10 protein-coding genes and 4 tRNA genes are annotated in these 12,153 nt (G+C 70.1%); 12 read left to right on the forward strand and 2 right to left on the reverse strand.

The window, feature by feature from the left end:
* Positions 1–25 precede the first annotated feature (25 nt).
* Positions 26–1,279, forward strand: a complete 1,254-nt coding sequence (fmdA, locus tag AB0I59_RS34570; protein WP_358139648.1) for a formamidase — start codon at positions 26–28, stop codon at positions 1,277–1,279.
* 102 nt (positions 1,280–1,381) lie between these two features.
* Here fmdA and glmS read toward each other — a convergent pair whose 3' ends face one another.
* Both glmS and AB0I59_RS34580 read right to left on the reverse strand, forming a co-directional pair.
* Positions 1,382–3,199: a glutamine--fructose-6-phosphate transaminase (isomerizing) gene (gene glmS / locus AB0I59_RS34575; RefSeq protein ID WP_061256998.1), complete on the reverse strand. Its 1,818-nt coding sequence runs from the start codon at positions 3,197–3,199 to the stop codon at positions 1,382–1,384.
* An 8-nt stretch (positions 3,200–3,207) separates the two neighbouring features.
* On the reverse strand, positions 3,208–3,483 hold the full coding sequence (locus tag AB0I59_RS34580) for a hypothetical protein (protein WP_061256996.1): 276 nt from the start codon (positions 3,481–3,483) through the stop codon (positions 3,208–3,210).
* A gap of 386 nt (positions 3,484–3,869) precedes the next feature.
* On the opposite strand from AB0I59_RS34580, the gene AB0I59_RS34585 reads away from it, so the two are divergent.
* The 11 genes from AB0I59_RS34585 (at position 3,870) to AB0I59_RS34635 (ending at position 12,153) form a co-directional block, all read left to right on the forward strand.
* Positions 3,870–3,941: transfer RNA gene (locus AB0I59_RS34585), tRNA-Gly, on the forward strand.
* Positions 3,942–3,986: 45 nt separating this feature from the next.
* Positions 3,987–4,057, forward strand: a tRNA-Cys gene (locus tag AB0I59_RS34590).
* A gap of 76 nt (positions 4,058–4,133) precedes the next feature.
* Positions 4,134–4,205, forward strand: a tRNA-Gly gene (locus tag AB0I59_RS34595).
* Positions 4,206–4,219: 14 nt separating this feature from the next.
* A tRNA-Val gene (locus AB0I59_RS34600) sits at positions 4,220–4,294 on the forward strand.
* A 533-nt stretch (positions 4,295–4,827) separates the two neighbouring features.
* Positions 4,828–5,259, forward strand: coding sequence for an SH3-like domain-containing protein (locus AB0I59_RS34605; RefSeq protein WP_082776991.1), 432 nt, complete (start codon positions 4,828–4,830; stop codon positions 5,257–5,259).
* A complete protein-coding gene (locus AB0I59_RS34610; RefSeq protein WP_358139653.1) occupies positions 5,256–5,567 on the forward strand; it encodes an SH3-like domain-containing protein in 312 nt (103 codons plus the stop codon). The genes AB0I59_RS34605 and AB0I59_RS34610 overlap by 4 nt, the downstream gene beginning before the upstream one ends.
* Positions 5,564–6,259: a thiocyanate hydrolase subunit gamma gene (scnC, locus tag AB0I59_RS34615; protein ID WP_061256994.1), complete on the forward strand. Its 696-nt coding sequence runs from the start codon at positions 5,564–5,566 to the stop codon at positions 6,257–6,259. Before AB0I59_RS34610 ends, scnC begins: the two co-directional genes overlap by 4 nt.
* A complete protein-coding gene (locus tag AB0I59_RS34620; protein WP_061256992.1) occupies positions 6,256–6,594 on the forward strand; it encodes a nitrile hydratase subunit beta in 339 nt (112 codons plus the stop codon). Before scnC ends, AB0I59_RS34620 begins: the two co-directional genes overlap by 4 nt.
* Before the next feature lie 2 nt (positions 6,595–6,596).
* Positions 6,597–7,724 carry a Nickel transporter NicT gene (gene nicT, locus AB0I59_RS34625; RefSeq protein ID WP_358139658.1) on the forward strand — a complete coding sequence of 376 codons (1,128 nt, stop codon included), beginning with the start codon at positions 6,597–6,599 and terminating at the stop codon, positions 7,722–7,724.
* Between the two features lie 187 nt (positions 7,725–7,911).
* Positions 7,912–10,836: an ATP-binding protein gene (locus AB0I59_RS34630; protein ID WP_358139661.1), complete on the forward strand. Its 2,925-nt coding sequence runs from the start codon at positions 7,912–7,914 to the stop codon at positions 10,834–10,836.
* A gap of 174 nt (positions 10,837–11,010) precedes the next feature.
* Complete coding sequence (locus AB0I59_RS34635) at positions 11,011–12,153, forward strand: alpha/beta hydrolase (RefSeq protein WP_358139664.1); 1,143 nt, start codon at positions 11,011–11,013, stop codon at positions 12,151–12,153.

Below are 12,153 nucleotides of genomic sequence, written 5' to 3' on the forward strand. Positions count from 1 at the left end.
CACCGATCCAGAAAGAGGACGTCTCATGCCGAAAGTCGTGTTCAGCATCGACCAGTCGAAGTCCATGCGCGAGCAGGCCGTACCAGGGCACAACCGCTGGCACCCCGACATCCCCGCGGTCGCCACCGTCCGGCCCGGGGACGAGTTCCGCGTCGAATGCCGGGACTGGACCGACTGCCAGGTCGGCAACAACGACTCCGCCAACGACGTGCGGGACATCGACCTGACCCAGGTGCACATGCTGAGCGGGCCCTTCGCGGTCGAGGGGGCGGAGCCAGGCGACCTCCTGGTCGTCGACATCCTCGACATCGGCCCTATCCCGTGTCCCGAGCGGACCGGCGACGTCCCGGGGCAGGGCTGGGGGTACACCGGCATCTTCGCGAAGGCGAACGGCGGCGGGTTCCTGACCGACTACTATCCCGACGCGTACAAGGCGATCTGGGACTTCCACGGCGTCCAGGCGACGTCCCGGCACGTGCCCGGCGTCCGGTACACCGGGATCACCCATCCCGGCCTGTTCGCCACAGCGCCGTCGGCGGAGTTGCTCACGGGCTGGAACCGGCGGGAGAAGGCGCTCATCGACACCGACGCCGGCCGGGTCCCGCCGCTGGCCAACCCGCCGGAGCCAAACAACGCGGTCACCGGCACGGCGACCGGCGACCTCGTGGAGCGCATCGCCCGTGAGGGAGCCCGCACCGTCCCGCCACGCGAGCACGGCGGCAACCAGGACATCAAGAACTTCACGCGGGGAGCGCGGGTCTTCTTCCCCGTCTACGTCACGGGCGCCAACTTCTCGCTCGGCGACCTGCACTTCAGCCAGGGCGATGGGGAGATCACCTTCTGCGGCGCGATCGAGATGGGCGGTTTCATCGACCTGCACGTCGATCTGATCAAGGGCGGCATGGCGAAGTACGGGGTCACCACCAACCCGATCTTCATGCCGGGCAACGTCGAGCCGCGGTACTCCGAGTTCCTCTCCTTCGTCGGGATCTCGGTCGATCACGACACGGACACCAACCACTACCTCGACGCGACGGTCGCCTACCGCAGGGCGTGCCTGAACGCGATCGAATACCTGAAGACGTGGGGCTACTCCGGCGAGCAGGCGTACCTGCTCCTCGGCTCGGCGCCCATCGAGGGACGGATCAGCGGGATCGTCGACATCCCCAACGCGTGCTGCACCCTCTACCTGCCGACCGAGATCTTCGACTTCGACGTGCGGCCGAACGCCGACGGGCCGGTGAGGAAGGACCGCGGGCGGTGCGCCGTGACGTCCTGACCCCGCCGGTGACCCGCCCGCCCGCCTGACACGTACGGCTCCCGCCCCGGGAAGACGGGGGCGGGAGCCGTAGCCGCATGTTCAGGTGCCGGGCACGGGCGCCTACTCGACGGTGACGCTCTTGGCCAGGTTGCGCGGCCGGTCGACGTCCCGGCCGAGGGCGACGGCGGCGTGGTAGGCGAAGAGCTGGAGCGGGATCGTCAGCAGGATCGGGTCCAGCTCGGTCTCGTTCTTGGGCACCACGACGCAGTCGTCGGCCGCGTCCGCCGTACGGTGGCCGATCATCAGGATGCGGCCGCTGCGCGCCCGGATCTCGCCCAGCGTGGTCAGGTTCTTGTCGAGCAGCTCGTCGTCGGGGACGATCGCCACGGTCGGCAGCTCGTGGCTGATCAGGGCGAGCGGACCGTGCTTGAGCTCGCTCGCCGGATACGCCTCGGCGTGGACGTAGGAGATCTCCTTGAGCTTCTGCGCCCCCTCGCGCGCCACCGGATAGCCCCGGACCCGGCCGACGAACATCATGCTGGGCGCCTGGGCGTACTTCTCGGCGAGCGTCTTGATGTGCTCGTCCAGCTTGAGGATCTGCTCGATCTGCTCGGGCAGCTTGCGCAGGCCCTCGCAGATCCGCCGGCCGTCCGCGGGGGAAAGGTCGCGCACCCGCGCCAGGTGCAGGGCGAGCAGCGCGAAGGACACGGCGGTCGAGGTGAACGCCTTCGTCGAGGCCACCGACACCTCGGGGCCCGCGTGGAGGTAGAGCCCGCCGTCGCACTCGCGGGCGATCGCGCTGCCGACCGTGTTGACGATGCCCAGGACCCGGCCACCCTTGCGCTTGAGCTCCTGGACGGCGGCGAGCGTGTCGTACGTCTCCCCCGACTGGCTGATCGCGACGTAGAGCGTGTCGGGCTCGACGACCGGGTTGCGGTACCGGAACTCGGAGGCGGGCTCGGCGTCGGCGGGGATGCGGGCCAGCTCCTCGATGAGCTGCGCCCCGATCTGCCCGGAGTAGTACGCGGAGCCGCAGCCGATGATCTTGACGCGGCGGAACGACCGGGTCTCCCTGGCGTCCATGTTGAGGCCGCCGAGGTGAGCGATGTGGAAACGGTCGTCGATGCGGCCGCGCAGCGTGCGGGCCACCGTGTCGGGCTGCTCCGAGATCTCCTTCAGCAGGTAGTGCTCGTAGCCGCCGTTGTCGTAGTGGCCGGTGTCCCAGTCGACCGTGAAGGGCTCCTTCGCGGTCTCCCTGGCGTCGCTGGTGAACGTGTGGAAGCCGTCGGCCCGCAGTACCGCCAGCTCGCCGTCCTCCAGGTGGACGACCTGCCGGGTGTAGCGGACCAGCGCGGCGACGTCGGAGGCGGCGAACATCTCCTTCTCGCCGATGCCGAGGACGATCGGGCTGCCGTTGCGCGCCACGACGATCTCGCCGGGGCGCTGCGCGTCGATGACGGCGATGCCGTACGTGCCGACGACGCTCTTCAGCGCGCGGCGGACGGCGTCGTCCAGGGAGTCGGTCTCCTTGACGGTCCGCGCGATCAGGTGGCAGAGGACCTCGGTGTCGGTCTCGCTCTCGAAGGTGACACCCTCGCCCTCCAGCCGCTGCCGCAGCGCGTCGGCGTTCTCGATGATCCCGTTGTGGACCACCGCGATCCGCTGCTCATGGTCCAGGTGCGGGTGCGCGTTGACGTCGCTCGGCACGCCGTGCGTGGCCCACCGCGTGTGCCCGATGCCGCAGGCGCCCTTGAACCGGGCGGGTACGGCCTCCGCCAGGTCGGCCACCCGGCCCTTGACCTTGCGCATCTTCAGCGACTTGCCGTTGACCACGGCGAGGCCCGCGGAGTCGTATCCGCGGTATTCCAGTCGCTGGAGCCCTTCGAGCAGGATGGGGGCCGCGTCCTTTGGCCCGACATAAGCGACGATTCCGCACATATCCGCTCCTATCCGTAGACGATCCGGCGCAGCTGGCGTAGAGACAGCTCCGGTGCCGCGACGCGCCTTCCCGAGAGCTCTGCCGAGATCCTCGGGAAGATCTTGTCGTTGGAGAACCCCTTCGACTTGAGCTCACCGTGGCGGCGCCGCACGTAGTCGTCGACGGGCTCACCGAAGTAGATGAGCACGTCGGCGACCACACGCGCCGCTTCTCCGGGACCGAGCGCGGTCGTCCGGGTCAGGTGAGCGATGAGGTCCTCATGGGGATGCCGTTGCGTCGACACAGAGCAGGACCTTACGGAGGGCGAATGTGGAACACCAAGTTTCGTGCCCGAAATCGGGCAGGATCAGTATCTCAGAGCCCCCCGAGATCGTCGCGTGCGGGTTCTCGGCCGCCGTCGTGGTCCGTCAGCGGAGCAGCGCCGCCCCCTGGCGCACACTCTCGATCATCAGGTCGCGATGCTCTGGGAAAGTCCGCCGGGCGAGTGATCGTGGTGCTCGTGAGGCGGCGCAGGCCGTACGCCCGCGCCGGGGGTCAACGGCGCGGATTCCACCGGCCGAGAAAACGGACACGGTTCCCGATCCGGCGCGGCCCGCGCTCGTCGTTGCACGGGCAGGGGCCGGAAGGCGATAGAGTCTTCCGCGTGGCCGGGAGTTCTCCCGGAAGCACGCGGAAGTGGCTCAGTGGTAGAGCATCACCTTGCCAAGGTGAGGGTCGCGGGTTCGAATCCCGTCTTCCGCTCGGGTTCGTCGGCGGGCACCTCGTGTGCTGACGACGTACGATCCTGGTGGAGTGGCCGAGAGGCGAGGCAGCGGCCTGCAAAGCCGCGTACACGGGTTCAAATCCCGTCTCCACCTCTGGCGGATGGCACGGACACCCCGTCTGATCCGCTAAAGTAAAGAAGGCGTCGCCGAGGGAGACCTCGGAGATCGCGCGGAAGTGGCTCAGTGGTAGAGCATCACCTTGCCAAGGTGAGGGTCGCGGGTTCGAATCCCGTCTTCCGCTCGCAGTTCCTGCACGGACGATTAGCTCAGCGGGAGAGCGCTTCCCTGACACGGAAGAGGTCACTGGTTCAATCCCAGTATCGTCCACCAGCGTCGAGGACCCCGGGCCGAAAGGTTCCGGGGTCCTCTGCTTTTCCTCCACCTTCTCTCGGCGGAGAGCAAATGCATCGCGACGGGGCGTTCCTGAATTGCCTGGATGGCAGGGCCCGGCGATTCTCGTCGCGCGCCGGAAAACGCGGGACGGCAACCGGGCGGCGGCATCGGGGCGGAAAGGATCCGTCTGGTTTTCCGCCGGACTCTTCTCCCCGTTTCGATCCATCCCCATGGATCCCCCGGCTGCTTGACTCGACAGGACCGGCGTCGTGTACTGGGCCACATTAGGCCGCCTACCTGCGAAGACGATCGTCACGAACCTCGGGAACACGGGCTGGGAGCGGTCGTGTGCGCCCTGCGGTCCCGGCAGGGTGGACGGCGCGGAACATCGCGCGAGGGCCGGGGAAAACCCCGCGGCGAACCCGGCAAGAAATCGCATCCCGATGCCAAGAATGCGTTTCGCGGGACGCCCGGGACGGCCACACGGGTATCTGCCCTCAGACCGATTCTCCGAATGAACGGAGACTTCAATGGCAACGACCTCGACGCAGTACGACCAACTGCAGCGACAGGCCTCGAACCTGAGCCCCGCGGATCGCCTTCCGCTGGACTCTCCGTACGAGATCTCCAACGAGCTGTACGACGCCCTGCGCAAGGTGCTCCACGACGTCGGCGGCCAGCCCGACACCCCCGTTCCGTTCACGGAGAAGGGTGAGGAGGACTGGGAGATGAACACCTACCTCACCTGCGAATGCCTCGGATGGCGTGGGGTGTGGAACTCCGAGGAACGGCGGCGCCGCGAGAACGACCTCGGCGCGACGCAGTACTTCGGGCTCCCGTACTACGCCCGGTGGATCACGGTGGCGGCGAAGGCCCTCGTCGACCGGGGACTCATCACCACCGACGAACTCGGCCAAAAGATCGACGAGGTGCGGACCCGCCTGGAAAGGAAGCGCTCATGAAGACGATGACCCCGCGGTTCCAGGTCGGCGACAGGGTCACCGTTCGTGACGCGACGACGATGTTCCACACCCGGACCCAGGGCTTCACCCGCGGCCAGACCGGCACGGTGGTGGAGCACCGGCCCGCGTGGATCGTTCCCGAGGACGAGGCGTTCGGCATCATGGAGAACGGGCGGTACACCCCCTTCTACGTCGTGCGCTTCAAGCAGACCGACCTCTGGCCGGACTACACCGGCTTCGAGGTCGACACGCTCGAGACCGAGTGTTCGGAGATGTGGCTCGAACCAGCAGGCAAGGGGAAGAAATGAGCACGACGCACAGCCACGCTCCGCTCGAGGAGTCGCCGCTCACCGAGTTCGAGGTCCTCGAACTCGCGGTGCGCGAACTCGCGATCGAGAAGGGACTGTTCTCGGCGGACGACCACCGCCGGTTCTCCGAATGGGCGGAGGCCCGCACGTACACCGTGGGCTCCCGGATGACCGCCAGGAGCTGGCTGGACCCGGCGTTCAAGGAGCGGTTGCTGAGCAACGGCACCGAGACCAGCAAGGAGGTGGGCGTCGACTGGCTCCAGCCGACCGGCCAGGGGACGCCCAGCGACTACACCTTCTTCTACGTCCTGGAGAACACGCCGAAGGTGCACAACGTGATCGTGTGCACGCTGTGCTCGTGCTATCCCCGGCCCGTTCTCGGGATGTCGCCGGACTGGTACCGGACGCCGAACTACCGCCGCCGGATGGTCCGCTGGCCGCGCCAGGTGCTCGCCGAGTTCGGCCTGCACCTCCCGCCGGACGTCGAGGTGCGGGTGCACGACTCCAACCAGAAGTCGCGGTTCATGGTGATGCCCATGCGGCCCGAGGGCACCGACGGATGGAACGAGGACCAGCTCGCCGCCATCGTCACCCGCGACTGCCTCATCGGGGTCGCGCTGCCGCGCGCGGACGTGACCGCCTCCCAGGTCCCCAAGCAGCCCAAGGGACGGAGCGGGGGGAAGAAGCGATGAGCGGCGGAAACCGCCCGTACGACGTGCTCATGAGCACCCTGGGCGACGTGGAGGAACGCACGAGTGCCGATCTGGTGTGCGGTGAGCGGACGCCCGCTCCCTGGGAGTCCGCCATGCAGGCGACCTGCGAGTGCCTCTCCTCCGGGGGGACGCTGGACAACCTGGAGCGCCGCCAGGCGGAGGACCGTCTCGGCGAGTCGGTCTACGCCCGGTTCCCCGTTCACACGCGCTCGGCCCTGATCGTCGCGCACTCGCTCATGGACCGGGACGTCATCACCGAAGAGGAGCTCCGGGCGAAGATGAAAGAGGTACGCGCCCGCCTGGAAATGGTGTAGACGTGCTCTCTGATCGAGCTGGGACGATCACCGCGAATCCTCACAAAGGCATCGACCGGCGGGACTGGACCCGCATCGGCGCGATGGCCGCGGTGATCGTCCTTCTTCATGCCGTCGCATGGGGCACGCTGCTGCTGGGCGTGTTGCCGGGGCACTACACGATCGGCTCCCAGGTCTTCGGGCTCGGACTGGGCGTCACCGCCTACACCCTCGGCATGCGGCACGCGTTCGACGCGGACCACCTCGCGGCGATCGACAACACCACGCGCAAACTGATGAACGACGGCGGGCGCAAACCGGTGTCGGTGGGCTTCTGGTTCGCGCTCGGCCACTCCAGCGTGGTCCTGATCCTGGCGCTGATCATCCTGGTCGGAGCGCGCGGGGTCGGGATGCTGACCTCCGAGCGGTCCACGGCCCACCACGTGCTGAGCTTCATGGGCACCAGTGTCTCGGCCGGCTTCCTCTACCTGATCGGCCTGCTCAACCTCGCCGCCCTGATCGGCATCGTGAAGGTGTTCCGGAGGATGCGCAGGGGAGACTTCGACGAGGCCGAGCTGGAGAACCGGCTCAACAGCCGGGGGTTCCTCAACCGCTTCCTCGGCGGGCTCACCCGGTCCGTCCGGAGCCCGGTGCAGATGTTCCCGCTCGGGCTCGTGTTCGGGCTGGGATTCGACACCGCGACCGAGGTCACGATGCTCGTCCTGGCCGGAACCGGCGCCGTCGGCGGGCTGCCCTGGCATGTGATCATCGTGCTGCCGCTGCTGTTCGCCGCCGGGATGACGCTGCTCGACACGATCGACGGCACCTTCATGAACGTCGCGTACGGCTGGGCGTTCGCCAATCCGATCCGCAAGGTGTACTACAACATCACCGTCACCGGGCTCTCGGTCGCGGTCGCGCTGGTCATCGGGAGCATCGAGCTGGTGGCGATCCTGCGCGACGACTTCGGCCTGGACAATCCCGTGACGGCGTGGATCTCCGGACTCGACCTCAACAACGTCGGCTTCGTCATCGTCGGGTTGTTCGTCGTCGTGTGGGGCGTCTCGATCGGCTACTGGCACCTGTTCCGGCTGGAGCGGAGACTGGAGCAGGGATACGAACGGGCACCGGAGGCCCCACCGGTCCCCTGACCACCGCCACCGGCCCGCGATCCGATCCGCGGGCCCGGATCAGAGCCGGACAGTGCCACACAGAGTGGATTTTGTGCAATTCCGGATGATATGTACTGCTATCGCGGGACAAGATCTGTAAAGTGCCTTACCAATGATGTCGGCGTGAACTCGTCGTGACGCGGAACGCGTCGTTGTTGGGGTGGGCATGGAGGGTCGTACGGCCAGGCCAGCCGTACCGGGCGCTCCCACGCCGCTGGTCGGACGGCGGGACGCGCTGGGCGCCCTGCACGACGCGCTCGGCGCGATCGGGCGGGACGGGTTCCGGTTTCTCGCGCTGGCGGGCGAGCCCGGGGCGGGCAAGACCCGGCTGCTCGGTGAGCTCGCCACGATGGCCGCGGACCTCGGCCGCGTCACGATGTGGGGCCGGGCCGCCGAGTTCGAGCAGATGATGCCGTTCAGCCCGCTGGTGGACGCGCTCGACGACCATCTGGAGACCCGGCGCGCGGACATCACGGACATTCTCGGACCCACGACGGCCCGGCTGCTGGCGACGGTGTTCCCCTCCCTCACTTCGCATCACACCGGGCACCACGCGGAACCCGCGCGTTCCGGGGCGCCGGAGGAGTCCGGGGAGCCGGGCCCGGATCGGGGCGGCCTGGCGCGCTACCGGCTCTACCGCGCCGTGCGGCAGATGGTCGACACGCTGTCGGCGCCGCGCGGGCTCGTGCTGATCCTCGACGACGTGCACTGGGCCGACGAGAGCTCGCTGGAGTTCCTCGACCACGTCACGCGCCACCCGCCGGCCGGGCCGGTGCTGCTCGCGGTCGCCTTCCGCCCGGCCCAGGCGCCGCCGCGGCTGGCGACGCTGCCCCTGGGCGCGGGCGCGCGCGGCCACGAGATCACGGTCGGTCCCCTCGCCCCGGAGGAGGCCGACGAACTCCTCGGCCCGCGGTTCAGCAAGGGGCGCGGCCGGGCCCTGTACGAGGCGAGCGGGGGCAACCCCTTCTACCTTGAGGCGCTGGCCAGGATGGACGGCGACGCGCCCGAGGCGATGGGGGCGCTGCCGCCCACCGTGCTCGCGGCGCTCCAGGTCGAGCTGGGCGAGCTGTCCCCCGGCGCCCTGCTGGTGGCGCAGGGCGCCGCCGTCGCGGCCGACGAGTTCGACCCGGCCATCGCCGCCGTCGCGGCCGAGGTCCCCAGGGCGTCCGCGCTCGACGCTCTGGACGAGCTGGCCCAGCGCGACATCGTCCGGGCGCACGGCGGCCGGTTCCGGTTCCGCCATCCGCTGGTCCGGCGCGCCGTCTACGAGTCGGCGGCGGCCGGCTGGCGGGTGGCCGCGCACGGGCGGATCGCCGCCAGGCTGGCCGCGCTGGGCGCGCCCGCCGTCGCGCAGGCGGGCCATCTGGAGCGTTCTGGGTCGTTCGGGGACCAGCGCGCCGTCGAGGTGCTGGTCGACGCGGCCCGCGCGGTCGCCGCGCACGCGCCCGCCACGTCCGCGCACTGGCTGCAGGCGGCGGTACGGCTGATGCCCGACGCCCCCGCCACCCGCGACTCCCGCATGGAGCTGCTGCTGGAGCTCAGCCGGGCCCAGGGCGTCAGCGGCAGGTTGGCGGAGGGCCGGGACACCGCCCGCGAGCTCCTGCGCATGCTGCCGGGCGACGACTATCCCCGAAGAGGCAGAGCGGCGCGGCTGTGCGCGCTGATGGAGCGCCAGCTCGACCGCCCGCACGAGGCCCGCGCCCTGCTCCTCGACGAGCTGGGCCGGATGCCCAACCCGCGGGCGGCCGCCGCCGTTCCGCTGCGCATGCGGCTGGTCGCCGAGAGCCTCATGCGGGTCGACTTCGACGCGGCGCAGGCCGTACTCGACCTGATGCCGGACGCCGCGGAGGACTGGGAGCCCGGCCTCGCGGTGGCGGTAGCGGCGCTGCGGCCCATGTCGGCGTACGCGGCGGGCCGTACGGACGAGGCCGTGCGCTACGCCGAGTCGGCCGGGAGGCTGATGGCCGCCGCACCCGACGACCACCTGGCCGAGTGGCTGGACGCCATCTCGTGGCTGTGCTGGGCCGAGATGAACCTCGGCAGGTACGGCGAGGCCCTGCGGCACTTCGACCGGGCGGCGGCGGTGGCCGCGGCGACCGGGCAGAGCTACATCCTGACGCACCTTCTGGCGGGCAAGGCGCGAACCCTGGTCATGGCCGGCCGGCTGGCCGACGCCCTGGCGACCGCGGAGGAGTCGGAGGGTGAGGCGCGGCTGCTCGACTCCGGGCAGCAGCTCGTCTTCGCGCTCACCCAGCGTTGCCTCGCCGCGTCCTGGTCCGGTGACGACGACGCGGCGATCCTGGCCGGCGAGGAGGCGGTACAGCGCGGCGTGGGCGGCGGGGAGGTCTGGGGGGCGATGGCCCGGCACGCGCGGGGTCAGGCCCTGATCAACGCCGGTCGCCTGGAGGAGGGCGCGGAGGCCGTGCTGGACGCCTGTGACAGGTTCTCCGCGCCCCGGCTGGACCGGGGGACGCTGCTGCTCTGCTGCGAGACGCTCGCGCGGGCGGCGGCGGAGCTCGGACGCCAGGACCAGTCGGCGGCCTGGGCGGACCGGGCCGCCACGCTCGAGGATCCCGGCCTGCCCGCCTTCCGTGGGCTCATCCCGCTCGCCCGGGCGCACGCGCTGCGGGCGAACGCACCGGCCCGCGCCGCGGCGGCCGCGCGGGAGGCGGCCGGCCTGCTGGCCGTGGCGGAGCGGCGGCTCGACGCCGGGCGGGCCCTGCTGGTCGCCGGTCTGGCGCACCTGGAGGCCGGGGAGCGGGCGCGGGCGCGGGAGGACCTGAAGGCCGCGGCCGCCGCCTTCGACGCGTGCGGCGCGCGGAACCTCAAGGCGCGGACCGACCGCGAGCTGCGCCGCCTCGGGGTGCGGGTGGCGAGCGCGCCCGCCGGGAAGGCGGACACGCCGTTCGGGCTCTCTCCGAGGGAGTTGGAGGTGGCCATGCTGGTCGCCGACGGGCTCACCAACCAGCAGGTCGCGCAGCGGTTGTTCCTCAGCGTCAGGACCGTCGAGACGCACCTCTCGCGGATCTTCGCCAAGCTCGACGTCTCGTCGCGGGTCGGCGTGGCGACGGCCCTGAGCCGTTCCGGCTGATCCGAGCCGGCCCGTACGGCGCGTGCGGCGCGTGCGGCGCGTGCGGCGCGTGCGGCGCGTACGGAACTCCCTTGAACCTGAGTGACGTCTGTACGGGAGATGTACGGGTTTTCCACGATGCCGCCGATACCCGCGGTGTTGGGAACATGAACGCCGTCAAGGAGGAGTAACGAGATGGGCCACAGCATTCCGCGTTTCACGCTGGACGGTGTGTCCGGCGCGACCGTGTCGGTCCACCCGTTCACGACCGAGGACGATCTCGGGCTCACACTGACCCGGTTCCTCGACCCCGGCGCGGGCGCGTCGGAGGGCGACGTCGTGCTGTTGGTCCACGGACTGACCTCGTCCAGCGACATGTTCATCATGCCGGAGCACACGAACCTGGTCAGGTTCCTGCACGGCAACGGGTTCGGGGACGTCTGGGCGCTCGACTTCCGGATGAGCAACCGGTTCCCGTACAACGTCGAGACGCGCAGGCACACGCTGGACGACATCGCGCACTTCGACCACCCGGCCGCGTTACGTGAACTCCGCCGCCACGTTGGGGCGCGGCGGATCCACGTGATCGCGCACTGCCTGGGGTCGGTGTCGTTCCACATGAGCCTGTTCGGGGGCGCGCTTGACACCGATGACGACGGTCCCGGCGGCGGCGTCGCCAGCCTGGTCGCGAACAGCGTCGGGCCGATCCCGCGGGTCCACCCGTGGGCGCGGCTCAAGCTGAGGCTCGGCCCCGCCCTCCTGGAGCACGCGGTCGGCCTGTCCTGCCTGGACCCGCGGTTCGCGGACGCGCCGCCGCTCTCCCGCCGTCGCCTGCTGGCCGGGGCGATCTCGCTGGCCCATCCCGAGTGCCGGGAGCCGGCCTGCCACATGCAGAGCTTCATGTGGGGCAGCGGCAGGCCCGCGATGTACCGGCACGGCAACCTCCGCCCGGAGACGCACGTGCACGAGCGGCTGGCCGACCTGAACGGCGCGTCCGGCCTGCACTACTACCGGCACGTCGCGGCGATGGTCACGGCGGGGCGGGTGGTGCGGCACGATCCCGGCGACCCGCGGCACGCCGGCCTCCCCGGCGACTATCTCGCGCACCACCTGGCGAACCCGGGGCGGGTCACCACGCCGATCCTCTTCCTGACGGGCGACCACAACGACGTGTTCACCGACTCCAACATCGTCGCCCACCGGATCCTGGAGCGGGCCGCGCCCGGGCGGCACGAGCTGGAGATCCTGCCCGGTTACGGGCACATCGACCCGATGATCGGCAAGAACGCGCACGTGGACGTGTTCCCCCGCATCCTCGACTTCCTGAAGCGGCACTGA

The sequence above is a fragment of the Microtetraspora glauca genome (assembly GCF_040656155.1).
Lineage (GTDB): Bacteria > Actinomycetota > Actinomycetes > Streptosporangiales > Streptosporangiaceae > Microtetraspora > Microtetraspora glauca.